The 26,807-nt window shown below is 63.8% G+C and carries 25 protein-coding genes and 1 pseudogene; 17 read left to right on the top strand and 9 right to left on the bottom strand.

Annotated elements, in window-relative coordinates:
• Nucleotides 1–47: 47 nt before the first annotated feature.
• Nucleotides 48–452, bottom strand: coding sequence for a hypothetical protein (locus F9K07_RS29570; protein WP_159597200.1), 405 nt, complete (start codon nucleotides 450–452; stop codon nucleotides 48–50).
• A 69-nt stretch (nucleotides 453–521) separates the two neighbouring features.
• Here F9K07_RS29570 and F9K07_RS29565 point away from each other — a divergent pair, with 69 nt between their 5' ends.
• The 7 genes and pseudogenes from F9K07_RS29565 to F9K07_RS29535 all read left to right on the top strand — a co-directional run bounded on the left by F9K07_RS29565 (nucleotide 522) and on the right by F9K07_RS29535 (nucleotide 8,972).
• Nucleotides 522–800 (top strand): metal-sensing transcriptional repressor, encoded by a 279-nt coding sequence (locus F9K07_RS29565; RefSeq protein WP_159597199.1) that lies wholly within the window; start codon nucleotides 522–524, stop codon nucleotides 798–800.
• A 46-nt stretch (nucleotides 801–846) separates the two neighbouring features.
• Nucleotides 847–2,166 carry an MFS transporter gene (locus F9K07_RS29560; RefSeq protein WP_159597198.1) on the top strand — a complete coding sequence of 440 codons (1,320 nt, stop codon included), beginning with the start codon at nucleotides 847–849 and terminating at the stop codon, nucleotides 2,164–2,166.
• 55 nt (nucleotides 2,167–2,221) lie between these two features.
• A complete protein-coding gene (locus F9K07_RS29555; RefSeq protein ID WP_159597197.1) occupies nucleotides 2,222–2,584 on the top strand; it encodes a hypothetical protein in 363 nt (120 codons plus the stop codon).
• Nucleotides 2,585–2,677: 93 nt separating this feature from the next.
• Nucleotides 2,678–3,943 carry a TolC family protein gene (locus F9K07_RS29550; protein WP_159597196.1) on the top strand — a complete coding sequence of 422 codons (1,266 nt, stop codon included), beginning with the start codon at nucleotides 2,678–2,680 and terminating at the stop codon, nucleotides 3,941–3,943.
• A pseudogene (locus tag F9K07_RS29545) lies at nucleotides 3,940–5,420 on the top strand (efflux RND transporter periplasmic adaptor subunit). The gene F9K07_RS29550 and the pseudogene F9K07_RS29545 overlap by 4 nt, the downstream one beginning before the upstream one ends.
• Nucleotides 5,417–8,587 (top strand): efflux RND transporter permease subunit, encoded by a 3,171-nt coding sequence (locus tag F9K07_RS29540; RefSeq protein WP_159597195.1) that lies wholly within the window; start codon nucleotides 5,417–5,419, stop codon nucleotides 8,585–8,587. The pseudogene F9K07_RS29545 and the gene F9K07_RS29540 overlap by 4 nt, the downstream one beginning before the upstream one ends.
• A 46-nt stretch (nucleotides 8,588–8,633) precedes the next feature.
• Nucleotides 8,634–8,972 (top strand): copper-binding protein, encoded by a 339-nt coding sequence (locus F9K07_RS29535; protein ID WP_159597194.1) that lies wholly within the window; start codon nucleotides 8,634–8,636, stop codon nucleotides 8,970–8,972.
• Nucleotides 8,973–9,128: 156 nt separating this feature from the next.
• Here the strand turns inward: F9K07_RS29535 and F9K07_RS29530 are convergent, their stop codons facing one another.
• Entirely contained in the window at nucleotides 9,129–10,088 is a 960-nt protein-coding gene (locus tag F9K07_RS29530) for an arsenic resistance protein (protein WP_159597193.1), read from the bottom strand.
• Nucleotides 10,076–10,555: a MerR family transcriptional regulator gene (locus F9K07_RS29525; protein ID WP_159597192.1), complete on the bottom strand. Its 480-nt coding sequence runs from the start codon at nucleotides 10,553–10,555 to the stop codon at nucleotides 10,076–10,078. The genes F9K07_RS29530 and F9K07_RS29525 overlap by 13 nt, the downstream gene beginning before the upstream one ends.
• 83 nt (nucleotides 10,556–10,638) lie before the next feature.
• On the opposite strand from F9K07_RS29525, the gene F9K07_RS29520 reads away from it, so the two are divergent.
• Nucleotides 10,639–10,968 carry a hypothetical protein gene (locus F9K07_RS29520; RefSeq protein WP_159597191.1) on the top strand — a complete coding sequence of 110 codons (330 nt, stop codon included), beginning with the start codon at nucleotides 10,639–10,641 and terminating at the stop codon, nucleotides 10,966–10,968.
• 51 nt (nucleotides 10,969–11,019) lie between these two features.
• Here the strand turns inward: F9K07_RS29520 and F9K07_RS29515 are convergent, their stop codons facing one another.
• Nucleotides 11,020–11,406, bottom strand: coding sequence for a winged helix-turn-helix domain-containing protein (locus tag F9K07_RS29515; RefSeq protein WP_159597190.1), 387 nt, complete (start codon nucleotides 11,404–11,406; stop codon nucleotides 11,020–11,022).
• 119 nt (nucleotides 11,407–11,525) lie between these two features.
• Between F9K07_RS29515 and modA the strand changes: the two genes are divergently transcribed.
• Genes modA through F9K07_RS29495 form a run of 4 tightly spaced genes read left to right on the top strand, consistent with a single transcriptional unit; the run spans nucleotide 11,526 to nucleotide 14,951 of the window.
• Nucleotides 11,526–12,314, top strand: a complete 789-nt coding sequence (gene modA, locus F9K07_RS29510) for a molybdate ABC transporter substrate-binding protein (protein ID WP_159597189.1) — start codon at nucleotides 11,526–11,528, stop codon at nucleotides 12,312–12,314.
• 33 nt (nucleotides 12,315–12,347) lie between these two features.
• Nucleotides 12,348–13,013, top strand: a complete 666-nt coding sequence (modB, locus tag F9K07_RS29505) for a molybdate ABC transporter permease subunit (RefSeq protein ID WP_159597188.1) — start codon at nucleotides 12,348–12,350, stop codon at nucleotides 13,011–13,013.
• On the top strand, nucleotides 13,010–14,149 hold the full coding sequence (locus tag F9K07_RS29500) for an ABC transporter ATP-binding protein (RefSeq protein WP_159597187.1): 1,140 nt from the start codon (nucleotides 13,010–13,012) through the stop codon (nucleotides 14,147–14,149). Before modB ends, F9K07_RS29500 begins: the two co-directional genes overlap by 4 nt.
• 4 nt (nucleotides 14,150–14,153) lie before the next feature.
• Nucleotides 14,154–14,951, top strand: coding sequence for a sulfite exporter TauE/SafE family protein (locus F9K07_RS29495; RefSeq protein WP_159597186.1), 798 nt, complete (start codon nucleotides 14,154–14,156; stop codon nucleotides 14,949–14,951).
• Between the two features lie 29 nt (nucleotides 14,952–14,980).
• Here F9K07_RS29495 and F9K07_RS29490 read toward each other — a convergent pair whose 3' ends face one another.
• The 4 genes from F9K07_RS29490 to F9K07_RS29475 are packed head-to-tail and all read right to left on the bottom strand — an operon-like array spanning nucleotide 14,981 to nucleotide 19,051.
• A complete protein-coding gene (locus F9K07_RS29490; RefSeq protein ID WP_236582115.1) occupies nucleotides 14,981–15,661 on the bottom strand; it encodes a nitroreductase family protein in 681 nt (226 codons plus the stop codon).
• 8 nt (nucleotides 15,662–15,669) lie between these two features.
• Nucleotides 15,670–15,984, bottom strand: coding sequence for a c-type cytochrome (locus F9K07_RS29485; protein ID WP_159597185.1), 315 nt, complete (start codon nucleotides 15,982–15,984; stop codon nucleotides 15,670–15,672).
• A 48-nt stretch (nucleotides 15,985–16,032) separates the two neighbouring features.
• Nucleotides 16,033–18,516, bottom strand: coding sequence for an arsenate reductase (azurin) large subunit (locus F9K07_RS29480; RefSeq protein WP_159597184.1), 2,484 nt, complete (start codon nucleotides 18,514–18,516; stop codon nucleotides 16,033–16,035).
• Between the two features lie 10 nt (nucleotides 18,517–18,526).
• Nucleotides 18,527–19,051, bottom strand: coding sequence for an arsenate reductase (azurin) small subunit (locus tag F9K07_RS29475; RefSeq protein ID WP_159597183.1), 525 nt, complete (start codon nucleotides 19,049–19,051; stop codon nucleotides 18,527–18,529).
• A 168-nt stretch (nucleotides 19,052–19,219) separates the two neighbouring features.
• Between F9K07_RS29475 and F9K07_RS29470 the strand changes: the two genes are divergently transcribed.
• From F9K07_RS29470 to F9K07_RS29460, 3 genes are read left to right on the top strand one after another with little or no spacing between them, the layout of a single operon-like run.
• Nucleotides 19,220–20,083, top strand: coding sequence for a PhnD/SsuA/transferrin family substrate-binding protein (locus F9K07_RS29470; protein ID WP_159597182.1), 864 nt, complete (start codon nucleotides 19,220–19,222; stop codon nucleotides 20,081–20,083).
• Nucleotides 20,083–21,528, top strand: coding sequence for a sensor histidine kinase (locus tag F9K07_RS29465; protein WP_159597181.1), 1,446 nt, complete (start codon nucleotides 20,083–20,085; stop codon nucleotides 21,526–21,528). Before F9K07_RS29470 ends, F9K07_RS29465 begins: the two co-directional genes overlap by 1 nt.
• On the top strand, nucleotides 21,525–22,832 hold the full coding sequence (locus F9K07_RS29460; RefSeq protein WP_159597180.1) for a sigma-54-dependent transcriptional regulator: 1,308 nt from the start codon (nucleotides 21,525–21,527) through the stop codon (nucleotides 22,830–22,832). Before F9K07_RS29465 ends, F9K07_RS29460 begins: the two co-directional genes overlap by 4 nt.
• A 31-nt stretch (nucleotides 22,833–22,863) precedes the next feature.
• Here the strand turns inward: F9K07_RS29460 and F9K07_RS29455 are convergent, their stop codons facing one another.
• Complete coding sequence (locus F9K07_RS29455) at nucleotides 22,864–24,828, bottom strand: NACHT domain-containing protein (protein WP_159597179.1); 1,965 nt, start codon at nucleotides 24,826–24,828, stop codon at nucleotides 22,864–22,866.
• A 142-nt stretch (nucleotides 24,829–24,970) separates the two neighbouring features.
• On the opposite strand from F9K07_RS29455, the gene F9K07_RS29450 reads away from it, so the two are divergent.
• Both F9K07_RS29450 and F9K07_RS29445 read left to right on the top strand, forming a co-directional pair.
• On the top strand, nucleotides 24,971–25,279 hold the full coding sequence (locus F9K07_RS29450; protein ID WP_159597178.1) for an ArsR/SmtB family transcription factor: 309 nt from the start codon (nucleotides 24,971–24,973) through the stop codon (nucleotides 25,277–25,279).
• A 61-nt stretch (nucleotides 25,280–25,340) separates the two neighbouring features.
• Nucleotides 25,341–26,807, top strand: coding sequence for an FAD-dependent oxidoreductase (locus tag F9K07_RS29445; RefSeq protein WP_159597177.1), 1,467 nt, complete (start codon nucleotides 25,341–25,343; stop codon nucleotides 26,805–26,807).

The following is a 26,807-nucleotide window of genomic DNA, read 5'->3' as shown; positions in this document are numbered from 1 at the left end:
AAAGAAATAGGAGCGCCGCGAATCGCAGCGCGAGGACGAAGAAGTCCTCAGACCATGGGTGGACGTTCGAGCCGGGACGCCTGAACCATTTCAATCCACGGCCGCACCAGCACGCGCCAGCTTGGCGCGGGCGGTGCTGCGGTGCTCCATCCCAAAGGCAAGGCGTGGGCCTTGTCGTGTGAATGGTCTACTGCATGGTGCGGATGCTCAGCGCCCACGATGCTGCCAGCCGCTGCGACTTCGTTGCCCTGATCGCCATGCGAATGCCCGTGTGAATCCTCGGGCGACAGTGGAGCCATTTGATGCTCTGCCGAGATGGCAGCAAGGCCATGGGAACTCGTCAACCCTATCGAAGAAATGATCGCGCCGACCATGATCACAATCAGCACCAGCCATCGCACGCCCAGCGCTGCCCGGGTAGGCCGCAATGAGAACGGGACATGCAGGGTCATGGAGTGCGAGTGCGTGTTGGAGCAGACAAGGGTGGATTATAGTAACCCCCCTAGGGGATACGATCCGCCATGAAACATTCGCATACACACACCTCCCACCCGGCCATCATCAAGCGCCTGCGCAGAGCCAGCGGACATCTGAGCAGCACGATAGAGATGCTGGAACAGGGGCGAACCTGTCTCGATGTCGCGCAGCAGCTGCAGGCGGTCGAGAAAGCGATTCAGCAAGCCAAGAAATCCCTGATCCAGGACCATCTGGATCACTGCCTTGAAGACCTCGTGGGGCCCCTGGGTGTCGGACAGCGCCAGTCGATGGAGGAGTTCAGAGAAATCACTCGATACCTCTGAGTCGTGGGCTTTCAGCAGCACTGGGCCATTGACCGAGTCACAAACGATGTTGAATATTCTTTCCCACCGCACCTACCGCCATTTGTTCGCCGCGCAGGTGATTGCCTTGATCGGGACCGGCCTGGCCACGGTGGCGCTGGGCCTGCTGGCCTTCGACCTGGCTGGCGACAGCGCGGGCATGGTGTTGGGCACGGCGTTGGCCATCAAGATGGTCGCGTACGTTGGTGTGGCACCGGTCGCCGCGGCATTTGCCGATCGCCTGCCCAGGCGCACCATGCTGGTCACGCTGGACCTGGTGCGGGCAGGTGTGGCCCTGTCGCTGCCGTTTGTCTCCCGGATCTGGGAGGTGTACGTGCTGATTTTCGTCTTGCAGGCGGCGTCAGCTGCCTTCACGCCCACGTTCCAGGCCACCATCCCCGACGTGCTGCCCCAGGAGAAGGACTACACCAAAGCCTTGTCGCTCTCACGCCTTGCGTACGACATGGAGAGCCTGATCAGTCCGATGCTGGCTGCCGCACTGCTCACGGTCATCGGCTTTCACGATCTGTTTGCGGGCACGGTGGTGGGATTCCTGGCGTCGGCAGCGCTGGTGGTGTCGGTGGTCTTGCCCGCGCATCCCGCGACGAAGCACCGAGGCGTCTGGGAGCGAACGACGCGCGGGCTGCGAATCTACCTGGCCACACCCCGGCTGCGCGGGTTGCTGGCGGTTAATGCGGCCGTGGCGGCGGCGGGCTCCATTGTCTTTGTCAACACGGTGGTCATCGTTCAGGCCAGGTTGGGCCTGACCCCGAGCGCAGTGGCCTGGGCGTTGGCCAGTTTCGGCGCGGGCTCCATGGTGGCTGCGCTGATCCTGCCCCGACTGTTGGAGAAGCTGCCTGACCGCAGCGTGATGTTGGCCGGAATCGGGTTGATGGTCGGGGGCATGTTCGCCGGGGTTCTGGTGGACGGATACACCTCGCTCGTGGCCTTGTGGTTCGTGCTCGGATTGACCTACTCCATCGCTCAGACGCCCTCAGGGCGGTTGTTGCGACGATCCTCGCACCCGGAGGACCGCCCCGCGCTGTTTGCGGCGCAGTTCGCGCTGTCGCATGCCTGCTGGTTGTTGTTCTACCCCTTGGCCGGCTGGCTCGGTGCCCGCCATGGCATGGCCGTGAGCTTTGCGGTCCTGGGTGGTGCAGGCGCCGTGGCGTTCTGGATCGCGGCGACCATCTGGCCGCACCGGGATCCCGAAGTGATCCAGCACGAACACCCGGAATTGCCGGGCGGTCATGCCCATGGCGCGATCGCCACCGGCGATGGCGTGCGCCATGCGCACCCGTTCGTGATCGATGACCACCACCCGCATTGGCCTCGCGAGAGTCGCTGATGCCAAAAGGCCACCCATGATCCCCAACTGGCATGGAAGCCCTAGAATTCGCGTCATGCGCCGCGCACTCGTCCTCCTCCTGTGTCTGCTGATGCCATTGCAGGCTTTTGCGGGCATGCCGGTGGTTCCCGCGCCGTGCCCCATGCAGGGCATGATGGCCATGGAAGAAAACGCCAGCGGCATGGAAGAGACCTTGGCCCAGGCCATGGAAGACTGCTGCAACGACCTCGCCACGTTCGAGCGCACCGGCCAGCCCTGCAAGAGCGCACAGAGCTGCGCCGCACCCGCTGTCGGCATGCCCCCATTCCAGCCCCTGGTGCCCCAGGCCCAGGCTGCCCAGGACCCCCTTGCTCCCGTCTGGCGCAGCCCGCCACAGGGTTCGCTTTCGCGCCTCTGGCGCCCTCCCACTTCCATCTGACTCCCCGCACAGTGCAGGCCGCCGCCCGGTGGTGCTGCTGTCGCACGTTGCCAGGGCCATTGCGCCCCGGCGTGCCTGCTCCGGAGCTCAGACATGGAACACCCTTCGCTTTTCCTGACACGCGCCGTGCTCGCCCTCGCTGGCCTGCTCGCCGTGATCACACCCGCTGCTGCCGATGAACCCTTGAGCCTGAGCGCTGCGGTGCACGCGGCCCTGGCGCGCTCGCGCAGCCTTGACGCTTCAACCGCCGCGGCTCAAGGCGCGCGCGACATGGCGGTGGCCGCTGCACAGCGACCCGACCCGGTGCTGCGCCTTTCGCTGGACAACCTGCCGGTGAACGGGCCCGAGCGCTTCAGCACCACGCGCGACTTCATGACCATGCGCTCCATCGCACTCATGCAGACCTTGCCCAACGCGGACAAGCGCCGCGCCCGGGGCGAGCGCTTCGAGCGCGAGGCCGATGCGGCGCTGAGCGAACGCGCGCAGCGGGTGGCTCTGCTGCAGACCGAGGTGGCGCAGGCCTGGCTGGAGCGCCACCTGCAGGAGCAGCGCCTGCAGTTGCTGCAGGCGCAGATCACCGAGGCGCGCGTGCTGGTGCAGACCACCGAGGCTGCCTTGCGCGGAGGACGCGGTTCCACGGCCGATGCGCTGAGCGCGCGCGAGGCATTGGCGCAACTGGAGCAGGGCTTGATCGGCGCGCAGGCCGAGCGCACCAACGCCCGCCTCACACTGGCGCGCTTCACCGGTGGTCCGCCCGAGCAGCCGCTCGCCGATCCCCCGCCATGGCAACGCGGCACGGCCACGATCGGCCCGATGGACCGATTGCCCGATCTCGCCGCGCTGCAGGCCCGCGAAGCCGTGGCCCGGGCCGAGGCCGAGGTGGCCCGCCAGGACCTCAGGCCCGACTGGAGCGCAGAGATCATGTTCAGCCAGCGCGGCTCGCAGTTCGCCAACATGGTGTCGATCGGCGTGTCGGTGCCACTGCAGTGGGACAAGCCTCAACGCCAGCAGCGCGATCTGGCGGCGCGGCTGGCGCGTGTGAACGAACTCGAAGCCGAGCGCGAGGAGCAGGCGCGCGCGCGAGCGCTGCAAGTGCAGCGCTGGCAGCAGGACTGGCGCGCGGGGCGGGACCGGCTGGCCTACCTGGATGCGCACCGCCAGCCGCTGGCCACACAGCGTGTTGACGCGGCGCTGGCCGCCTACCGAGGCGGGCGCGAAGGCCTGGGCACCGTGCTGCAGGCGCGCCGCGACGCGCTGAACCTGGCCCTGGAGCGCCTGGCCCTGGAGCGCGACACCGCCGGCCTGTGGGCTCAACTCGAATACCTGTTCCCCGACACCACGAATGGAGTGAAGCCATGAACCCGAGAACTTCCCTCATCGCGCTGGCCGTTGTGGCCGCACTCGTTGCCGTGGGCGGTGGCGCCTGGTGGCTGGGTTTGCAACAGGGCATGGGCGATAGGCCATCGGCCACCGCGCAACCCGCGGCAAGCACCAGCGCCAGCGACGACCCGTCGCTGTGGACCCTCCCGCAAGGCGAAGAGGCCACGCGCCGCCACATCGGCGCAGGCCTCAAGGCGGGCGATACCGATCCGGTCAGTGGCCGCAAGATCCTCTATTACCACGACCCCATGGTGCCGGGCAACAAGTTCGACAAACCGGCCAAATCGCCGTTCATGGACATGATGCTGGTGCCGGTCTATGCAGATGGCGATTCCGACCAGGGCAAGGTCACTGTCAGCCCGCGGATTCAGCAGAACCTGGGGGTGCGCACCGCAGCCGTCACCGAAGGCACGCTGTCGCCTCAGGTCTCCGCGGTCGGCAACATTGCTTTCAACGAACGCGACCAGGCCACCGTGCAGGCCCGGGCGACCGGCTATGTCGAGCGCCTGCATGTGCGTGCCACGCTGGACCCCGTGGCCAAGGGTCAGCCTGTGTTGGACCTGTATGTGCCGGATTGGGTGGCCGCTCAAGAGGAGTTTCTGGCCCTCAAGCGCATGCAGGGCAACGACCTGGGATCGCTGGTCGACGGCGCGCGCCAGCGCATGCGCCAGGCGGGCATGAGTGAGCAGCAGATCCAACTGGTGGAGGCCAGCGGCAAGACGCAGGCCCGCACCACGATCACGGCGCCATTGGGTGGTGTGATCGTGGAACTGGCGGCACGTGAGGGCATGACGGTGTCGGCGGGGATGACCCTGTTTCGCATCAACGGGTTGTCCACGGTCTGGGCCAACGCCGAGGTGCCCGAGAGCCAGGCGGCGCTGCTGCGCCCGGGTGCCAGGGTGCAAGCCCGCAGTCCGGCCGTGCCCGGCACGGTCTTCGAAGGCAAGGTGCAAGCCATCTTGCCGGACGTCAATGCCGCGACGCGCACGCTCAAGGCCCGGCTGGAGCTGGCCAACCCGGGCGCGCGCCTGGTGCCGGGCATGTTCGTGACCATGCGGTTCATGGACATGCGGGCGGAGAAGGCCTTGCTCGTCCCCACCGAAGCGGTCATCCAGACCGGCAAACGCACCGTCGTGATGCTGGCCGAAGACAACGGCCGCTTCCGGCCCGGCTCAACAGCGAGGCCGCCCCGCCGCCACTGACCCGGCACCCCGGTGAAGCGCAGGTGATCGCCATCGACCCGCACAGCGCGCTGCTGGCCCATGGCCCGCTCCCGACGGCCGGCATGGGCGCCATGACCATGGAGTTCAAGGCACCAGCCGGCGGCATGCCCGGCAACGTGGCCAAGGGGGACAGGGTTCGGTTCGAGTTCGTGATGCCCAAGGACGGCGAGCCCACCCTGACCTCCATTCAGCCTGTGGCACCCGTTACCCCGGCATCGGGAGCTCCGCGGTGATCGCCCGCTTGATACGCTGGTCCATCGGCAACCGTTTTCTGGTGCTGCTGGCCACGCTGATGATCGCGGCCTGGGGCGTGTACTCGGTGATGAGAACGCCACTGGACGCCTTGCCTGACCTGTCCGATGTGCAGGTCATCATCCGCACCACCTATCCAGGCCAGGCGCCGCGCATTGTCGAGAACCAGGTCACCTATCCGTTGACCACGACCATGCTGTCGGTGCCGGGGGCGAAGACGGTGCGCGGCTATTCCTTCTTTGGCGACTCCTACGTTTACGTGTTGTTCGAGGACGGGACCGACCTCTACTGGGCGCGCTCCCGCGTGCTGGAGTACCTCAACCAGGTCCAGTCGCGCCTGCCGGCGGCGGCCAGGGCCTCGCTGGGGCCGGATGCCACCGGGGTGGGCTGGATCTACCAGTATGCCCTGATCGACCGCAGCGGCACCCAGGACGCCGGGCAGCTGCGTGCCCTGCAGGACTGGTTCCTGAAGTACGAGCTCAAGACCGTGCCCAATGTGGCCGAGGTTGCGTCGGTCGGTGGCATGGTGCGGCAGTACCAGATCGTGCTGGACCCGGACAAGCTGGCCGCCTATGCGATCCCGCATACCCAGGTGGCCGAGGCCATCCAGAAGGCCAACCAGGAAGCCGGTGGCTCCGTGCTGGAACTCGGGGAGGCCGAATACATGGTGCGGGCCTCGGGCTACCTGCAGAGCCTGGAGGACTTTCGGTCGGTGCCGTTGACGACCACGCCTGCCGGCATCTCGGTGCGCCTGGGCGACGTGGCACGTGTCCAGGTCGGCCCGGAGATGCGCCGCGGCATCGGCGAGCTTGACGGCGAAGGTGAAGCCACCGGCGGCGTGATCGTCATGCGTTCCGGCAAGAACGCGCTGGAGACCATTGCCGCCGTCAAGGCCAAGCTCCAGACCCTGCAGGCCAGTTTGCCCAGGGGCGTTGAAATCGTCCCGGTCTACGACCGCTCGGGACTGATCGAACGAGCCGTGGACAACCTCACGCACAAACTGCTGGAGGAATTCCTGGTCGTCGCGGTGGTGTGCTTCATCTTCCTGTTCCACCTGCGCTCAGCGTTTGTGGCCATCGTTTCGCTGCCGCTGGGCATCCTGGCCGCCTTCATCGTGATGCATTACCAGGGCGTCAACGCCAACATCATGTCGCTGGGCGGCATCGCGATTGCCATCGGCGCCATGGTGGACGCCGCCGTGGTGATGATCGAGAACGCCCACAAGCACCTGGAGCATTGGGGGCGGGACCATCCAGACCAGACGCTGGAGGGCGAAGCGCGCTGGCGGGTCATCGGCGACGCGGCGGCCGAAGTCGGGCCAGCGCTGTTCTTCTCGCTGCTGATCATCACCTTGTCGTTCATCCCGGTGTTCACGCTGGAAGCCCAGGAAGGACGGCTGTTCTCGCCGCTGGCGTTTACCAAGACCTACGCCATGGCGGCAGCGGCCGGCCTGTCGGTGACCTTGATACCGGTGCTGATGGGCTACCTGATCCGCGGCCGGATTCCCGATGAAAAATCCAACCCCTTGAACCGCTGGCTGATCGCCCTCTACCGGCCGATGCTGGAAGTGGTGCTGCGCGCGCCCAAGCGCACCTTGCTGGCTGCCGGCATCGTGCTGGTGGTCAGCCTCTGGCCGCTGCGGCATATCGGCGGCGAGTTCATGCCGAGGCTGGACGAGGGTGATCTGCTCTACATGCCGTCCGCGCTGCCCGGTCTGTCGGCCGGCAAGGCCAGCGAATTGCTGCAGCAGACCGACCGGCTGATCAAGACCGTGCCCGAGGTCGCCAGCGTGTATGGCAAAGCCGGCCGCGCCGAGACGGCGACCGACCCGGCACCGATGGAGATGTTTGAAACCACCATCCAGTTCAAGCCGCGCGAGCAGTGGCGCGCCGGCATGACGCAGGACAAGCTGGTGGAAGAGCTCGACCGCATCGTCAAAGTGCCCGGCCTGTCCAATATCTGGGTGCCGCCCATCCGCAACCGCATCGACATGCTGGCCACCGGCATCAAGAGCCCGGTGGGGGTCAAGGTGGCGGGCACCGACCTGGTCACGATAGACCGGCTGACCGGCGAGATCGAGCGGGCGCTCAAGGACGTGCCTGGCGTCACGAGCGCGCTGGCCGAGCGCCTGACCGGGGGGCGCTATGTGGACGTCAACATCAAGCGGGATGCGGCATCGCGCTTTGGCCTCAACATCGCCGATGTGCAGTCGGTCATCAGCTCGGCCGTGGGTGGCGAGAACATCGGCGAGACGGTCGAAGGCCTGCAGCGCTTCCCGATCAACATGCGCTACCCGCGCGAGATCCGGGATTCGCTGGAGAAGCTGCGCAGCCTGCCCTTTGTGACGGAACGCGGCCAGCGCCTGTTGTTATCTGACGTGGCCGACATCCGCATCACCGACGGTCCCCCCATGTTGCGCAGCGAGAACGCCCGGCTGTCAGGCTGGGTCTATGTGGACATTCGCGGCCGCGATCTGCGCTCGGCCGTGCAGGACATGCAGAAGGCCGTCGCGGACAAGGTCCAGCTGCCACCGGGTTATTCGGTCGCCTGGTCCGGCCAGTTCGAGTTCCTGGAACGCGCCACGGCCAAGCTCAAAGTGGTGGTGCCGTTCACGCTGCTGATCATCTTTGTGCTGCTCTACCTGACGTTCAAACGCTTTGACGAGGCCTTGCTGATCATGGCCACGCTGCCGTTTGCCCTGGTGGGTGGCATCTGGCTGCTGTACCTGCTGAGCTACAACCTGTCGGTGGCCGGCGCCGTCGGTTTCATCGCCTTGGCCGGGGTGTCCGCCGAGTTCGGCGTGATCATGCTGCTGTACCTGAAATCCGCCTGGGATGACCGACTCGACCAAGGCAAGACCACGGCGGCCGACCTGCTCGATGCGATTCGGGAAGGCGCGGTACTGCGCGTGCGCCCCAAGGCGATGACCGTGGCCGTCATTCTGGGCGGACTGTTTCCCATCATGTGGGGCACGGGAACCGGCTCCGAGGTCATGCAACGCATTGCCGCGCCCATGGTTGGCGGCATGATCACGGCCCCCTTGCTGTCCATGTTTGTGATCCCTGCGGTGTATTTGTTGATGCGCCGGCCTCGCGAACGCCGAGCTGCTGGCAAACCATTTTGGGCAAAGCGCAACTCCGCAGCTTGAACCCGTTTTTCGTTCGTTCCATCCACCACGTTCAAAGGAGTTTTTCATGAAGAAGATCGCCATCGCTTCCCTCGTTATGGCCGCAGCGTCCATCAGTTTCGCCCAGTCAACCATGGGCGACATGAAGGGCATGGATATGGCCAAGAAGCCCGTTGTCGGTGCTCAAACCGTGCATGCAGCGAACGGCACGATCAAGAAGATTGATGTCAAGGCAGGCAGCGTCGTGATCTCTCACGGTCCTGTCAGCAGCCTCAACTGGCCGCCTATGACCATGGGCTTTAAGGTCAAGGACAAGGACCTGCTGGCCAAGCTGGCAGTCGACAAGAAGATCGACTTCAGCTTCATCAAAGAGGGCGACGACTACGTCGTGACGACGGTGAAGTAAATTCCTTGACCCTACGCTCGCGTTGCGCGCGCCGAGGGCCGCGTCAGATGTGCTCTAAGCGACGTTGTGCGACTGAGTTGAGCGCCAGATGGCGGAGTTCGGCAAACTCACACGTTCAATAGACGCGAGGCATTCCCGTCGGGGTCGAGAACGTCTCTATCTGAAAAGGTGCCTGGGCAACACCCAGACATAAGCCACCATACCGAGCAACTCCACCAGAGACTGTACGACGATGACGACGGCGGCAATCTCCCAGCCCACGGGAAGCATCAGGGCCAGGGGCAGCACCACGAAGGAGTTGCGCGTGCCCATGCTGAACGCCAGGGTTCGCCCCTGCTCGGCAGGCAAGCGAAGTTGAGCCGCGATGCCCTTGGCCAGCAAGGCGGCGGCAAGCAGGAACAGCACGAAGACGGGCAGCATGGTTTGCAATTCACCCAGGGAGTCCAGCACCGTGCCCACCTGCGCGCCTGCAATCAGAAACACCACCAAGGCCAGCAGCGGCACCGGCCACCAGGCCATCGCCTCTCGCAAGCGTTCGCCCTTGGGATGCGTCTCTATCCCCCGCTCGGCCATGACAGCGCTCGCTAAGGGCACCAGCACGATCAAAAAGGCGGGCGCCAGCGTAGCCCAGTTCCAGGAACCCAGGCTCTGGGCGTCCGCCATCAGCCACAGGTACAGCGGCAGCAGGACCAGCTGCAGCACCAGATTCAGCGGTGTGATGGCGATCGCTCTCGGCACGTCGCCCTTGCCCAGCTGGCTGAAGGTGATGAACCAGTCGGTGCAAGGCACTAGGAGGACCAGCAAGACGCCCAGACGCATGACCGGATCGAAGTCGAATGCCTTCACCAGCGCCCAGGCCAGCAGGGGCAGCACAACAAAATTGCCCAGCAGCACGGCCACCGCGAAACGCCGGTCGCGCAGGGCATCCCGCACGTGCAGCAGGGGTACCTGCAGGAAGGTCACGAACAGCAGTGCCGCCAGTGTGGGCCACAGCAGGCGTTCCAACGCCGGGCCGATCTCTGGCCACGCGGTGCCCGCGGCCAGCCCCAGTCCAATGGCGACCAGGTAGACCCAGACCTGATGGCGCTCCAGCGTGAGGCGGCTCACGAACAGCATCCCACCGCATCGGCCGAAGCGGGCGTGCCTTGGCGCAGGTCGGCCAGGATGGTGCAGTCGGGGGCGGGGCCGCCGACACAGCCTTCGCTGCAGGCTTGGACGTATCGCGCCAGGCTTCGCTCCAGGCGGCGCAGCTCGGCCATCTTGGCCCGCACCGAGGTGAGATGCCCTTGAGCGATCGAGCGTGCCTCCACGCAGTCGCGCTCGGCACTGGTCGACAACGTGACCAGCTCTCGGGTCTCTTCGATGGAGAAGCCCAGGTCACGGCAGTGCCGGATGAGGATGAGCACGTCCTGAACCGTGTCAGGGTAGGCGCGGTGCCCGCTTTCGCGGCGCATCGCGGCGGGGATCAACCCCACTTCCTCGTAGTAACGGATGGCCGAGACGGCAAAGCCGACGCGCTTGGCCAGGACACCGATGGGCAGCTGCTCTGGCGCAGGGACTGCAACGGTTGTTCGATTCTTCACGGCGGGCCTTGCATCTCAAGTTACTTGAGATTCTACAGTTGGTCTACGGGAATCGACCCGCAATGATTCACTGGAGAAACTTCATGAAGAAGCCTGTTCTGGCGGCGTTGGGCGTGGCCGGCGCTTGCGTGGCCTGCTGCACCATCCCGTTGGCGATTCCGCTGTTCGGAGGTGCGGCAGCGCTTGGCCTGACTTCATGGCTGGGCGTGAAGTTCCAGATCGGGCTAGAACTGCTGGTGGTCATGGTGATCGCGTCTATCACCGTGATGGTCTGGGCGGCAATGGCCTGGACAGGTCGCAGACGGTCAAAAGCATTTGGCAGCGAGCCATTAAACGGCAGCGCTTGCTCGGTCGATCAGGATGCCCAGGGATGCGGGTGTGGTCCAAATAGGGGGCAAAGGCTTGAAGGCTGATGCGCGTCTGTGCCGTTCTGGCGCGAGCCCCCTGCGCCAGCCACCTGCAAACTACGAATCCGCACCGGCCTCCGGCCGGATAAGTGCCAGCAATTGAGGCAGACGCTTGGTCACGGCGCGTTCCGCATCACGCTCGATCGCACGATAGATCGCCAGGGTCTCTGCACCTGTGGGCGTGAGCGCAGCACCTCCACCCGCATTTCCGCCGCGCTGCGTCAGCACTAGCGGCTCGATGAAATCGCCATTCATGGCCCGCACCAGCGACCACACGCGCTGATAGCTCATGCCCAGCCTGCGCCCCGATTCGGCAATGGAGCCGGTTTCTGCAATCGCTTGCAGCACGTCGGCCTTGCCCGGACCGATGGCTACCGCGTGCTTGACCTGAACCCGGAAGCGCGTTTTTGCGTCCAGCGGCGAGGTGCTGAGGGTCGTTTTCATGATGAGCTGAATTCTCACCTACTCGGTCGTCCGCCGGCAGTTAAGACCGATATACTTTCAATTCGATATCGAATTCTATAGATATCGAAGCTTCCTCAAACGGCCTAACTGGAGACCTCATGTCCTTGCTTCGTCGTCAACTTGCGGTGTGGACGGCTGCCGCCACGCTGTTCCTCTCTGCGCTTCCCTCATCGCATGCCCAGGCGGTGCCCACGCTGGCAGCGGCATCCGATCTCAAGTTCGCCATTGAAGAGGTGGCGGATCGCTTCGAGAAAGACACCGGCAACAAGCTCCGGCTGGTCTTCGGCTCGTCGGGGAATTTCAAGACCCAGATCCTGCAAGGTGCGCCCTTTCACCTGTTCATGTCGGCCGACGAAAACTTCGTCTACGAGTTGGCGGACGCGGGCAAGACCGAAGACCGGGGCCGCACCTATGCCATCGGTCGCATCGTCATCATGGTGCCTCCTGATGGGGCTCTGAAGCCCGACGGCCAACTCAAGGACCTGGCGGCGGCGTTGAAGGACGGGCGCTTGAAGAAGTTCGCCATCGGCAATCCTGAGCACGCCCCGTATGGCGCGCGTGGCAAGGAGGCCCTGCAGCACGCCGGCTTGTGGGAAAGCATCGAGGGCAAGCTGGTGCTGGGCGAGAACATCTCGCAGGCGGCGCAGTTCGCCATCTCCGGCTCTGCGGAAGGCGGCATCGTGGCCTATTCGCTGGCGCTGGCGCCGAGCTTCGCCAGCCGCGCGAAGTTCGAACTGATCCCCGAGAGCTGGCACAAGCGGCTCGTGCAGCGCATGGTGCTGGTCAAGGGGGCGCCACCCGAAGCGCGCGCGTTCTACCAGTACCTGTCCACGCCGGCCGCGCAGGAAATCATGGTGCGCTACAGCTTCGCCATGCCCAAGGAATAACGCGTCGGCGACGCATCGACAGGACTCCCGGTCGTGGACTGGCAAGCCCTTTTTCTCTCGCTGAAGCTGGCGGCCGTCACGCTGCTCGTTCTGCTGCCTTCCGGTTTGTGGCTGGGGCGCTGGCTGGCCTACACGCGCGTGGCCGGGAAGTCCTGGATCGAGGCCTTGGTGGTGCTGCCGCTGGTGCTGCCGCCCACAGTGCTGGGTTACTACCTGCTCGTGTCCATGGGCGGTGCCTCGCCAATCGGCGCCTGGGTGCAGCAGACCTTCGGCGTTCGGCTCACCTTCAACTTCCTCGGGTTGCTGATCGCCTCTGTGATCTTCAACATTCCCTTTCTGGTGCAGCCGGTGCAACGCGCCTTCGAGGCCATCCCGCGCCAGTTGGGCGAAGCCGCCGCCGTGAGCGGACTTTCCGCTTGGCAGACTTTCTGGCGTGTTGAATTGCCGCTGGCCTGGCCGGGCGTGCTCTCGGCCTGCGTGCTGACCTTCGTGCACACGCTGGGTGAATTCGGCGTGGTGCTGATGGTGGGCGGCAGCATCCCGGGTGAGACCAAGACGATCGCGATCTCCATCTACGACCGCGTGCAATCCTTCGACCTCACCGGCGCCAACCAGATGGCGCTGCTGTTGCTGTTGTTCTCGCTGGGCGCCGTGGCGGCGTCGTTCTTTGCGTCGGCGCGGCTGGCGGTGCGGCGATGAGTGGCCCGGACTTGAAGACCGGGCTGGCGCTGGTCGTCGAAGTCGAGCAGGCGCAGCCCATGCCCTTGCGCGGCAGTCTGCGCTGCGAGGCGGGCGAGTTGCTGGCCCTGGTGGGCCCCTCTGGCGCCGGCAAGACCTCCCTCATGCGCGTGCTGGCGGGTTTGATGCGGCCCGAGCAGGGCCACGTGGCAGTCGGCGGTGAAGTCTGGTGCGACACGGCGCTGGGACTCTTCCTGCCACCGCAGCGTCGCCACGTCGGGCTGGTATTCCAGAACTATGCCCTCATGCCGCACCTGGACGCCATCGGCAACGTGGCGCTGTCGCTGCTGCACCTGCCGCGTACCGAGCGCCTGAAGCAGGCCCGCCAATGGCTGGACCATGTGGGCCTCAGTACCGACCAGCAGGCGCGCCAGCCCGCCGTGTTGTCGGGTGGTCAGCAGCAGCGCGTGGCGGTGGCGCGTGCGCTGGCACGCGAACCGAAGCTGTTGCTGCTGGACGAGCCTTTTTCGGCGGTGGATCAGATGAACCGCCAGGGGCTGTACCGGTTGCTGGCCGACCTGCGGCGCGAGCTGGCGATCCCCATCGTGCTGGTAACCCACGATCTGCACGAAGCGCGCATGCTGGCTGACCGCCTCGCCGTGATGGATGGCGGGGAGGTGCTGCAGCAAGGTTCGCCTGCCCATATTCACAACGCGCCGCGCAACGCCCGCGTGGCCGACCTGGTGGGCATCCAGAACCGTTTCCAAGGGGTGTGGCTCGGTCCCGCCGATGTGGAAGGCCATGGGCTGTTGCGCTGGGTGGGCGACGAAGGCAGCACGGCAACTGCACCAGTGCTGACCGTGCGCGACAAGGGCAAGGTACCCGTTGGTCAGGCGGTAAACTGGGTTATCCCAAGCGATGGCATCACCCTTGTCGCGCCCAATGAGCAACGAGCCGATGACTTCAGCGCCATGGTTCAAGAAGCGCGGCACCTGGGCGAGATCACATTGGCCACGCTGGTCCTGGTCAATGCGCCGGGCGCACGCCTCGTGCTCACGTTGTCAGGTGCGCAGCGTCAGGGTCTGGTGCCCGGCGCGCGCTTCGGTGTACGACTGGACGCGCGTTTGGTGCATGTGATGCCGTTGAAGGCGCGCTGACGCCATGTCTTCCCGCGACCACCCATCCGCCCAGCTCGTCTTCGCGTTCTGTGGAGGTGCGGCCGTCGGCTTGCTGGGAGGCTTGGTCGGCCTGGGCGGCGCGGAGTTTCGGTTGCCGCTGCTGCTGATGTTCGGCTTCGCGGCATTGCCGGCGGTGATCGTGAACAAGGCGATCAGCCTGCTGGTCGTGTCGGCTGCGCTGGTGTTTCGCAGCGGGGCCGTGGCACCGGGAGAAGTCGCCGCTCAGTGGCCGGTGATCCTCAACCTGCTGGCCGGGAGTCTGGTGGGCGCCTGGCTGGCGGCGGGATGGGCCACTCGCTGGCGCGGGATCGTGCTGCAGCGCGTGATCGCGGCGCTGTTGATCGGCATCGCCGGAGTGTTGCTGTTGGGTCATGGGCCCGCAGGGGCCGGCCCCGCGCTCGATGGCACGGCATTGCGGGTGGCCGGCGTCGTGGCTGGTCTCCTGATCGGCATCGTCGCGGCTTTGCTGGGGGTGGCGGGCGGTGAACTGCTGATCCCTACCTTGGTGTTGCTGTTCGGTGTCGAGATCAAGTTGGCTGGCAGCCTGTCGCTGGCCATCAGCCTGCCGACGATGCTGGTGGGCTTCGCGCGGTACAGCCAGGACAGCAGTTTCGAGGTGCTGCGGGCCAACCGACGGTTCGTGCTGTGTATGGCCGCAGGCTCAGTGGTCGGCGCGGCGCTTGGCGGCTTGGCGCTGGGCCTCGTGCCGGCCGGCATGCTGCTGCCGACCTTGGCAGCGATCTTGTTGATTTCCGCGGTGAAGACATGGACGCACCGCTGAGCACAGATTCCGGCCTTGACAGGGCGGACCTAGAGCAGCGTCACGAAATCCAGTGGCTCGGGGTGACGCCGCTGCGCCTTGCGCTTGGCCACAGTCCCGACATTCAGAAAACACACCGGCTCCTCGCCTTCACGAAGGTTGAACAGCCGCCTCATTCGAGGTGACTGCATGGCTTGTCCGCTGGTGAGGCTGCTGCCTAGCGACAGGCTGTGCGCCATCAACAGCATGTTTTGCACCGCGCAACCCACCGAGATCATGCGCTCCAGCACGGGAATCTGGGCATCGACGACGCCCAGTTGGGCCACCACCAGCATCAGCAGGGGCGCCCTATGGGCCTTTTCGCGCGCGGACTCGATCTGTTCCAGCGTGGCGCCAGGATCGCGATCCACCAGGGCCAGGGCGAAAACTTCCGCCAGATCCGCGCGCCGTTCCGTCGGAACGATCACGAAGCGCCATGGCCGCAAGAGGCCGTGGTCAGGTGCGGCTGCGGCCGCGCGAAACAACTGTTCAAGCTGAAGGTCGGACGGACCAGGCTCAACAAGGCGCTTGGGCGAGACGTTCTGGCGCGTGGTGATCAACGCCTGCGCAAATCCGTCAGGCAACTCAAGGTTTGGACGTGGCTCGCGAAAGGCGATCCGTGACAAAGATTCCTCTGCCCGCTGCAGTGACGTGTCCATGGGTGTCTCCCGGAATAGCGGCGTGGGCCGCATCGTTGAACCTACTTTGCGGTGGACAGAATCCAGGTGGCCAGGGTTTTAGCATCCGCGTCACTGAGAGTCGCTTGCGGTGGCATCGCCATAGGCCCCCACTTGCCGGCACCGCCTTTCTTGATGCTCGCGGCCAGCACAGCCGCCGCGTCCTTCTGGCCTTTGTATTTGTTGGCGACCTCCTGATAAGAGGGACCAACGACCTTTTTGTCGACGGCATGGCACGCCATGCAAGCGTTCTTTTGAGCCAATGCCAGATTGGCATGTACGGCGATGGGCGCGAAAGTACCCACCAGCGCGGCGAGCGTCAGAAACTTACGAAACATGGGTTCTCCAGTGAAAGGGGCGGGTGGCGCATGGCCACCCCGGGGTCTTCAAGCGAAGTGGCGGTCCTTGAACGAAAGCGTGGCCTTGTAGTCCTCCACGGTGCCCACGCGGCGGATGCTTCCCCACGTGCCCTTGTAGTAGGGGATGACGTTGCGGTCGACCCAACTGGTCACGACGTTGCCGTGCACGCCCTTGATGTAGCCAAAGAGCATGAAGGTGTGGCCAGGCTTGGCAGACTTGATCGGATATGCCATCGCATAGGTGCTGCCGAAATCGTTGTAGACCTCGATCACATCGCCCGCTGCAACGCCGAGTTGCTTCGCGTCGTCCATGTTCATCTCGATAAAGGCCAACGGGATGCGGTCACGCACGAAAGCGTTGTACTGATCGTGGTACGCGGTCTGCCAAACCTCGTTGGCGCGGCCTCCGTTGATCCAGTATTTATGTTTCGCCTTCTGATCGGCCACCGGTTTGGGCAGACCGTTCCAGGGCGCGGGCTTGAACTCGGCGCGTCCGTCCTTGGTGTCGAACTTGCCATCGGCGTAATGAATCTCGGTACCAATGAGCTTCTCGCCCTCCACGCGTTGGATGGGCAGCTGCACACCGTTGTTGCCGGCCTTGCGCAGCAGTGCGTAGGTGGCCATGTAACCGGTGTCACCGCCCTGGCTGTCAATCGGTCCGACGCCAGGCCGGCCTGCGCGGCGGAAGCCATCGTTGAACGCATCTTCCTCTGTCTTCCAGTCGAAGCCCTCGAAGCGCTTGGCCATGTCGGGCTTGTTGTCCTTCAGGTAGAGCGCCTTGAGCGCATTGGCGATGTCGGCCGCGATCAGGCAATCCGGTTTCGCGGAGCCGGGTGCGTCCATGAACTTCTCGGAAAGGCGCAGGCGGCGTTCACCGTTCATGGAGGTGAGGTTCATCTCACCGGGGTGCGCCGCGGGGAGCAGCAGATGCGCCTCTTCCGCGATCATGGTCGGGTAGAGGTTCATTGCGGCGATGAACATCCCACCCTTGTTCTTGCAGGCGTCGTAGATGACATCGACCATCTGCTCCGTGGACACGCCCCGGGCCTTCGCGATCGCTTCGTTGACGATCTTGGCGCGCTTGCTCAGCACCAAGCGGTGCTGCTCGGCGTTAAGGGTGGTCTGGAAGGGATTGGTGCCCCACAGCGTGTACATCAGGCCTTTGCCGTTGATGACTTCCTGATCGATGTAGATCTTCTTGTCACCGGGATACGGCGGACGCGTGTAGCCCTCCTGGTGTCCACCGAGGCGGCACACGCCCGTGCCCCGCCGGCCCACGTTCTGCGTGGCCAGCACCAGACTCACCAGCGCGCTCTGGATCACGTAGTTGTCGTTGCCCCAGATGATCCCCTTCTCATACGGGTGGAAGGTGCGCGGGCGATGGCCCGAGGCCTTGGGTTTGTAGGCCCACTCAGCGGCCTGGCGCAGCTTCGCAACGGGAATGCCGGTGGCCTTGGCCCCATCCTCCATGCTCATGCGGTTGGTCTTGACGGCGTCATCAAATCCGCGCGTGTGCTTGGCAATGAACTCCTTGTCGTGCCAGCCCTGTTCCACCACGTAAGTGAACAGCGTGTTGAACAGTGCTGTGTCCGACCCGGGCTCAATGTCCAGGTGCAGCACGTTGTCCTTGCCGGCGACCTGCTCGCAGATCGCGACAGTGGCGGTGCGGCGTGGGTCCACGATGATCACCTTTGCCGCCGTAGCGGTCTCCCCAGGGAAGCGCTGCTTCTTTTTGTCCACCGTCGAACCGCTCAGGTTGGGCACCCAGTGGTTGAGGAAGTAGTTGGACTGCGTCTCGTAGGGATTGGCACCGGTGCAGAAGATCGTGTCGGCCAGTTGCGCGTCTTCGTAGCTGTTGTTCAGCTCGCCGACGCCCATCTCGCGCGTGGCGTGGCACTCGGAGTTGTAGGCCGGCCGGTTGTGGATGCGCACCATCGGCGTCTGCAGCGCGCTGAACATCAGCTTGCCGGTGCCCCAGGTGTTCTCGAAGCCGCCGCCGGCACCACCGTGGTCGAAGCAGTCGTAGAACAATGCATTCGGGCCGTCGTTATCCAGGATCTTCTTGGTGAGGCCTGCGTACAGCGCCATGGCGTTGTCCCAGCCGGTGTCCAGCCACTGGTCTCCGCGGAAGATGCGCGGGTTCTTCAGCCGTTCCTTGCCGATGCCATCGTGGGCATACATGTACGAGGCCATCTTGCCGCCACGCGTGCTTGAGAGGCCGCTGTTCACCACGCACTCCTTGTCGGGTACGACCATGATGTTCCAGCGCTTGCCAGACTTGTCGGTGATGGTGTTGGTCATCGCCTTGGTCATCGTGATGGCCATGGGTGGCACCTGCTTGGTGAAGTCCACGCCCAGCGCGTTCTGGCTGGCGGGGCGGCCGCCCTCCTTGTTGGAGTCCCATTTGTAAACGTGGTAGCCACAACCGACGATGCAAAAGTGGCAGGTCATGTTCGACTTTTGCGCGTCCTTAGGCGGCAGCGCAATGCGGTCATTGATGTTGGTGGACATACTGGGCTCCTCAGAGAATGTTGGACTGGCGGCCGTAGATCAGGCCGTCGACGGCCACCGCGCTCACCGCATCGGTTTTCGCGTCGTACTCCAGCCGGATCTTGGGGAGGTCCTCGGTGGCCTGCCCACACACCATCTGCCCGCCGTTCTCGGGGTCAAAGATCGAGAAGTGGCAGCCGCATTTGAAGGTGCGCGTACCGCCGTCGTAGGCCACCGGGCAACCCATGTGCGTGCAATAGGCGCTGAAGGCCACGATGTCGTTGTTCGGGCCCACACCGCCAGGGACCGCGTTGCCCATGCGGATGGCATAGCAAGGTGAGCTCGCGTCAGGGTAGGTGAAGCTGACCACCTCATTGACTGGCATGCGCTTGGCCGCACCGACCGCCTTCTTCGGGTAAGGCAACGTGGTGCCGGTGTTGCGCGCCGGGGTGGCGGCTTGGGCGTTGTGAATGGGAATCACGGTGCTGCCGGCCACGGCAGCGGCGACACCGCCGGACTGCAAAAAGAAGCGGCGGCCGATCTTGAGGTCTTCCATGTTGTCTCCTGGTTGGAATCACTGACCCGTCTTCCATCGCAACGCGCGTGCCAACTGCTGAAGCCATATGAATCAACAGGTTGCGCGAGAGTGCGTGACTTCTTGGGTGGTTTTGGTAACAATGCTGAAAAATACTGGTTACAAAAAAGTAACGCCGGAGACAACAGCATGAGACGACGTGAGTGCATCGCCAGCGTGGCGGCTGCCACGCTTTGGGCCGTTCGGCCCGCAACCGCCGCGCGCGTCGATCGGTTGCAGGTCGGACTCACCCCGGTCATCCTGGCCGACCAGATCGCGTTCCTGTCACGCTGGGGGCGCTACCTTGGAGCCCAGGTGGGGGTCGAGGTGCACTTCGTGGCGCGCGAGTCCTACCAGTCCATCCTCGATCTGTTGTGGTCTGGCCATGTGGATGCCGCGTGGATCTGCGGCTATCCCTTTGTGCGGTTCGAGGCCGATCTCAATTTGCTGGCCGTGCCCTTGTATCAAGGCGATCCGCTCTACCAGGCCTACCTGATCCGCTCGACCGGTGCGCCTGAGGGACTCAGAGGCTGGGGCGACCTCAAGGACCGCGTGCTCGCGTATTCCGATCCCTTGTCCAACTCGGGCTGGCTCGTTGCCCAGGCGCAGTTGGCGAACGTCGGCATTGCGCCGCGCGAACTCAAACGAGCGTTCTTCGCCCACGGCCATCGCAATGTGGCTGAAGCAGTTGCAGCACGACTGGCCCACGCCGGATCGATCGATGGCTATGTGTGGGAGACGATGCGCCTGCAGGGCATGCCGGCGGTGGCCAAGACCGAGGTGATCTGGAAATCCGAGCCCTTCGCATTTCCACCACTGGTGACGGCGCGCCGAGCCACTCACCCTCACATGGAGCGGTTGCGAGCGGCCCTGCTCGGTATGGCCAACGACCCGGTGGGCCGCGAACTCCTGGGGTCGCTGAACCTCAGCGGGTTTTCTGCGGGCGCGTCGTCGCAGTTCGATTCGATTCGGCGCCAAGCTGCATTGGTCCCAGGTAGCGGGGTCACTGGCTGATGCTGGGTCGCCTGCCCTACCGCGTGCAGATCCCGCTGGGCCTGTCCCTTGCGGTACTGATCGCAGCCATCCTCGTCACGGGCATCACAGCGCGCGTGTCAACGCAGAACGCGCGCCAGGAAATCCTGTCCCTGCTGGACAGGGCTGTGGTCCTGGTCATCGCGCAGGTGCGCCCCATGATGGTGGCCGACGACACCTGGCGCGTGTTCGCGCTGCTGCGCGATACCGCCGAGTTGGTGCCGGGTGCGGCGACAGGACAGGCCCGCCTGGCGATCCTGGATGCCGAGGGCCGCGTGTTCGCCGCTTCAGACCCCGCGAAACTGGAGACCGGCCGAGGGTTGCTGGGCAAGCCATGGCGCGACCAACCCACGCCAACTCCATCCGAAATCATCGACAGGCAACGGCTCGACCAAGGCGACGGATCGGTGGTGATGGTCGATCCCATTCGCAGCGAGGATGGCCAGACCCTGGGCTTTGTGTTGACCGAAGTCGACGCTGCGGTGTTCGCGCCAGATTGGCCCTCGCTCGCAAAAACCGCGCTGCTGGCAATCGCACTCGCGGTAGCGCTGCTGGTGCCAGTGGGCTGGTGGGTGGGGCAACGCATGACCCGACCAGTTGGGCGGCTGGTGGCCGTGATCGAACGCATTGGCAGAGAAGACCCCAGCAAGCTTCGCGGAGCCGTGCCGGCGACCAAAGACCCCGAACTGAGCCGCATTGGCGATGCGGTCAGCCAGCTCATGGGCGAACTCGAACAGCGCAAGCTGGCCGAGGACCGCGCCCTTTCGGCCGAACGGCTCGCCGCCGTAGGCCGCATGACAGCGGCCGTGGCGCACGAGATCAACAACCCCCTTGCGGGCCTGCTGACCGCCACGCAAACGCTGCGCCTGCACGGTCGGTCGGACGACATCCGCACGCGTACGTTAGACCTGCTCGATCGAGGCCTGCAACAGATCCGGACCACGGTGGCAGCGCTGCTGCCTCAGGCCCGCATGGATGACCGCCCCTTGGAACCCGGGGATCTGGAAGACATCGTCACGCTCGTGCGGGTGAGCGCCAGCAAGTTGCAGGTTGAGATCCGTTTCAGAGTGGATGTTGACTCCGCGCTGCGTGTACCCTCGGCGCCCTTGCGCCAAGTGATGCTCAATCTGCTGCTCAATGCGATGAAGGCGGCGGGTGAACACGGCGTCGTGTCGGCCCGGCTGGAGGCGGACGAGACCCAGGTGACGTTCTGTGTCACCAACAGTGGGCCGCCTTTGAGTGCCGAGAAATTTCGCAGCACCCTGGCGGCAGAAAGCGGTCGCGACCCCCGAGGCTTCGGTCTGTGGGTTTGCCAGGAACTCGCCAGCCACCATGGTGGTCGGTTCGAGCTGGACACGACGCAGCCCGGCCAGACTCGTCTGGTATTTCAGGTGCCCAACCGAGAGGCCCCGGAGGAAACGACATGAAGACCCTGTTGGTGATTGAAGACGACGCGATCATGGGGGAGTCCCTGGTGCAGCGATTCGAACTGGAAGGCCTGCACGTGGTCTGGTGCCGACGCCTGTCGGAGGCCGCCGACGCGCTGGAGACACCGCCCGCGGCGGTGGTGAGCGACGTGCGACTGCCCGATGGCCTGGCAACCGATTGGTTCGTGAAGCTGCCTGCCAGCATCCGTGCCTTGCCCTGGTTCTTCCTGACCGGCTATGGCAGCGTGAACGATGCGGTGACGGCGGTTCGCGCCGGTGCGCGGGAGTACCTCACCAAGCCCTTCGACATCGAGCATGTGGTCGGCCTGGTGCACCAGGCTGTGTCGCTCAGCCTTGCGCCAGAAGAAGACGCGGTGCTGGGCATCTCGCCGGCGATGCGCCGCGTCGAAGGCATGGTCCGCAAGGTCGCGGGTCAGCGCGTCTCGGTGCTGCTCACCGGCGACTCCGGCGTGGGCAAGGAGGTCGCTGCGCAAATGATCCACACGCTGGACCCACGCGCCGGGCAGCGTGAATTCGTTGCCGTCAACTGTGCGGCCATTCCTGAATCGATGCTCGAAGCCGAGTTCTTCGGATACGAGAAGGGCGCGTTCTCAGGCGCGGTGCGATCCCACAAGGGTTATCTGGAGCGCGCCAATGGGGGCACGCTGTTTCTCGATGAGGTGGGCGATCTGCCGGCGAGCATGCAGGCCAAGCTGCTGCGAGCGCTGCAGGAAAAGTGCTTCTTCCGACTTGGCGCCGAGCGCACCACCCACAGCGACTTCCGCATCCTGGCCGCCACCAATCGAGATCTCTACGCGGACATGAGCGCGGGCACGTTCCGCGAGGATCTGTTCTATCGCCTGGCGGTCATCAAGATCGCGCTGCCGCCGTTGCGTGAACGCCCTGAAGACATCCGCTGGTTGACCGAACGACTGCTGGCACAGATGGTGGTCGAGCAAGGCCGGCCGCTGGCAATGTCCGAGTTGTTCCTGCGCGATGTAATGGCACGCGAGTGGCGAGGCAACGTGCGCGAGCTGCGCTCCTACTTGGAGCAAGCCGTGGTGATGAGCGATGGCGGCTTGCTCGATGAGCCCTTGAGTGTGGAGTACCCGGACAAGTCCCCTAGTACCGCGTCCAGCGATCCGATCGAGCCTCTTCAGATCATCCTGGAGGGCGTCGAGCGTGCGCACATCCGCAAGGCGCTGGTGCACTGTGAGGGCAGCGTTGGAAAGACGGCAGAGGTTCTCGGGATCAGCCGAAAGACCTTGTGGGAGAAGATGAAGAAACTGGCGATTGCGAGTTGACGTTCGCCGTAAAACGTCATTGGTCCAGCAACTACTTTTCCGCCAGGATGCTTCCCACAATGGACTCTCGAACCTGCAACGTGATGTACGCATCGACATTGAGGCAGTTCACCAACAGCCTGGTCAGTTGAATGTACCGAACAAGGGCATCAAAGACCCTTCCGTGATCGCGCTTGAGGACGTGCTGGACGAGATTGTCCACGCCGTCTCTGGCGTCATTGAGCCCGATTTTTAGCGTCTGAATCGTGGCAACGTCAATTTTCTTTATCCGCCCGAACTCAAGCTGCATGTCCTCCACAAGTTCGCGGCTGGCGTTCAAGCTGGATGTGTAGCCCTGCGCTGCCTCAGCCAAGCGCTCGAGAACATGTGCCAATGCAAGCGCACGCCGCAACGGCAGTGGAATCCCTGCAGCGGCGTGCACCAGTGCCGCGTTGCGATTGAGGAAGTCGGAAACACCATGATTTTCGCTAGCCAGCCGAGTAAGACGTTGCCGCATGGCCTGCACGAAAGAATCGGCTTCTGCGAGGAGTCCTGTTGCGAGTACGAAGACTTCGCGCCAGCGAGGTTCAAGTGAGTGCTCCTGAACCAACTGATTGGGGCCATCACGGTTGCTGTTTTCGGTCAGGGTACGAGCGGTGAAGAACTCCTGAAATGTGAGGTGCGAAAACGAGTAAATGCCCTTTGCCCTCTCAACGAGAACGCCGTGCTGCGCTTCAATTTCCTTGAGAACTTCCCCCGGGTCAACCTCGGGCTCACGATCGCCTGGCGCCCCCTTCAAGTTTGTCATGAAGGCTTTGATCTGCCGCTCTACGTCGTCCTGACGGAGAAAGTAGCGCCCGTCTTCAAACGACGTGGTTGCGATGCGCCCCAAGAGGAGCTCCTTTTTCGCAAGTGACAGCTGTTGGTAGGCTGTGTTTCTCCGCACTGCGCGAGAGGTATCCCACTTCTTTAGGAGCGCGTCCAAGGCGTCCTTGTACAACTCAGCGCGATTGCTGGGGAAGGTCATCCCTTCGTCGAAGGCCAAACACATGAGGGTCAGCAGCAGCGGCGTTTGGCAGAGGCTTCGAATCGCTCTATTTTTGTCACGGGCGAGCTCCGCCAGACATAGCGCTCCCTTCTGGGAACTGTCCGAGAACCACTGTTTGACGAACTGCTCCACCTGTTGCTGCTGGAAGTCGGCGAGCTCAACATCCACAAACTGCTCGAAGAGATAGTTGTATGCAGCCGTCCTGCAGCTGATAACGATCTGGATCTTCGGGTACTTGTCTGAAAGCTCCCGGATCTCCTTCAATGCATGCGATCTTCTTCCGTTGTCGTTTATCTCATCAAGAGCGTCCAGCAGAAGGATGAGTGATCCACTGTCGAGGAGCCGGTCGACAAAGCTCTCCGGCTGCTCAAAGCCGCATACCCTGAACTCTTCATTGATGCACGTCCGCAAGGTGTTGGTGCCATCGCTCCAGTCTTTCATGGGTATGAAAACGGGAAGGCGCCGCTCATGGAACTTGCCATCCATGGCTGCCAGTGCAACCCATTTCAGGAACGTCGTTTTGCCGCCACCTGGTTTTCCAAGGAGTACCAGACGCGGCTCTCTATCCACGACCTCTTGTCCATCAATCGTCTCAGCAACGATGCCGAATCCAGATTGATCTTTGTTCAGCGTTTGCTCAAGTTCATCGATGGTGGAACGACGCTGGGCAGAGATCTTCTTGAGGATGTTGACGCGGACAAAGATGCTCCTGATTTGCATCGGCCGACTCATCCCGATGATGCGCATCGTGTTGTAGCGTTCCTCGACACGCGCGCAGTAGCGGCTCGCCTCAAGCCCAAATGGGTCTTTCTCTCGATATCTCTTTTGGATCCACTGCGGAGCGTTCGTCACCAAGCTCCATGCCTTCGCGAAGACTTCTTTGCCGACAGCACTGCCAGCATCGAGCAGTGCTTTGTCCACCATTGGATCCCCGGATAAGGCCATGTTCCCGCTCCCTTTGTCTTCCATGCGCACACTGTAACTCGGCGGCTGCCTTGCATTGGACGTACGCGAGTGGCCCACCCCCAGGACCCGACTGGCGTAGAGATGTTGACTCCAATCTCTCTGGTCACTACACTTATTCGTAATTTTGCGAATAACGAAATAAGCCATGGCAAAAACTCACTGCGCCCCTTTGCCAGTCGACGAAGAACTGGATGCCGAAGAGCTGGCCGTTCTGCTCAAGGCACTGGCGCACCCTGCGCGCATTCGACTGCTGCAACACCTGGCGCACCACGGCACCTGCTACTTCGGCAACCTGTCGGACGTGGTCGAGCTGGCCCCGTCCACCACGTCACAGCACGTCAAGGTACTCAAGGATGCAGGATTGGTGCTGGGTTCGGCGGAAGAGCAGCGCACGTGCTACTGCGTCAATCCCGATCGGTTGGCCGTGCTCAAGCGGCTGGTCGAGGCACTCTGAGTGGAGTGCCCTTTTTTTTGCCCATTAATTCGTACATCGACGAAGAACGAAGGAGTCAATCATGAAGGAGCAATCCACCTCTTCCTCACCAGTAGCCGTGATCGGTGCCGGTCCGGTCGGCTTGGCTGCTGCAGCCCATTTAGTGGGGCGTGGTCTGCCGGTCGTGGTGCTGGAGGCCGGCACCAGCGTCGCGACCCACCTTGGCAGCTACCGCCACGTGCGGCTGTTTTCGCCATGGCGCTACAACGTCGATCGCGCCGCACGTGCCTTGCTGGAAACCACCGGCTGGTCTGCCCCCAATGACGACGACTTGCCAACGGCCGGGGAAGTCGTGGATGACTACCTTGCGCCGTTGGCTCGCACGCCTGCCTTGGCGCCTCACATCCAATTCGGGGCCCGCGTCACCGCCGTCTCGCGCGATGGCTTCGACAAGGCCAAGACCGCAGGCCGCGAACACGCAGATTTTCTGCTGCAAGTCCAGAGCGACAAGGGTTTGCGCGAAGTGCGTGCCCGTGCAGTGATCGATGCCTCAGGAACCTGGTCGCAACCCAACCCACTGGGCGTGCATGGCTTGCCAGTACTCGGGGAGATCGAGGCACGCGCGCACATCGCGCATGGCATGCCCGACGTGCTGGACACGGATCGTCACCGCTATGTTGGACGCAAGGTGCTGGTGGTGGGGGCCGGGCACTCTGCCGCCGGCAACTTGCTCGCTCTCGCCAGACTGGCCGAACAGGAGCCCGACACGCGCGTTGTCTGGGCGGTGAGAGGCACCGACCTGCGAAAGCTCTTCGGTGGTGGCGAAAACGATGGATTGCCCGCACGAGGCCAACTGGGCACAAGCCTTCGCGCCATGATCGAGGAAGGGCGGCTCGAATTGCATCTCGGTTTTGGCATTCGAGAGATCGTCGCGCAGCCCGATGGCATGCGCCTGTTCGCTGCAGATGTGGACAAGACTCCTATCGAGGGCATCGATGAGATCATCGTCTCGACAGGTGCACGACCCGACCTCAACATCACTCGGGAACTGCGCCTGCGCCTGGACCCGTGGCTTGAGAGCACCGACGCGCTGGCACCATTGATCGATCCGAACGTGCACAGCTGCGGCACAGTGCGCCCGCACGGGCACCGAGAGCTCATGCACCCTGAGCCAGGCTTTTATGCCATTGGCGCCAAGAGCTACGGCCGCGCACCCAGCTTCCTAATGGCCACGGGCTATGAGCAGGCGCGCTCGGTGGTTGCAGCATTGGCTGGCGACCTTCGCGCCGCCGACGACGTGCAGCTTGAATTGCCCGAGACCGGTGTGTGCTCAGTAAATCTGGCAAGCCCAGACCTCACTGCTGGGAATGCGAGCTGTTGCGGTGGCCCGGCCAAATTCGACACGGTTGCCTGCTGCTCGCTCGATCAGATGAGCAGGGCTCAAAGTCAATCTGGCTGCGGTTGTGGCCCCAAAAGAGCGACTTCAGCGACGACACCGCCTGAGGCCGAACGGCCGCGCGCTGCCCCGTCCAAAGCCTGCTGCAGCTGA

The sequence above is a fragment of the Hydrogenophaga sp. BPS33 genome (assembly GCF_009859475.1).
In the GTDB taxonomy this organism is placed as follows: domain Bacteria; phylum Pseudomonadota; class Gammaproteobacteria; order Burkholderiales; family Burkholderiaceae_C; genus Hydrogenophaga.
This window is presented reverse-complemented; position numbering and strand designations above follow the sequence as displayed.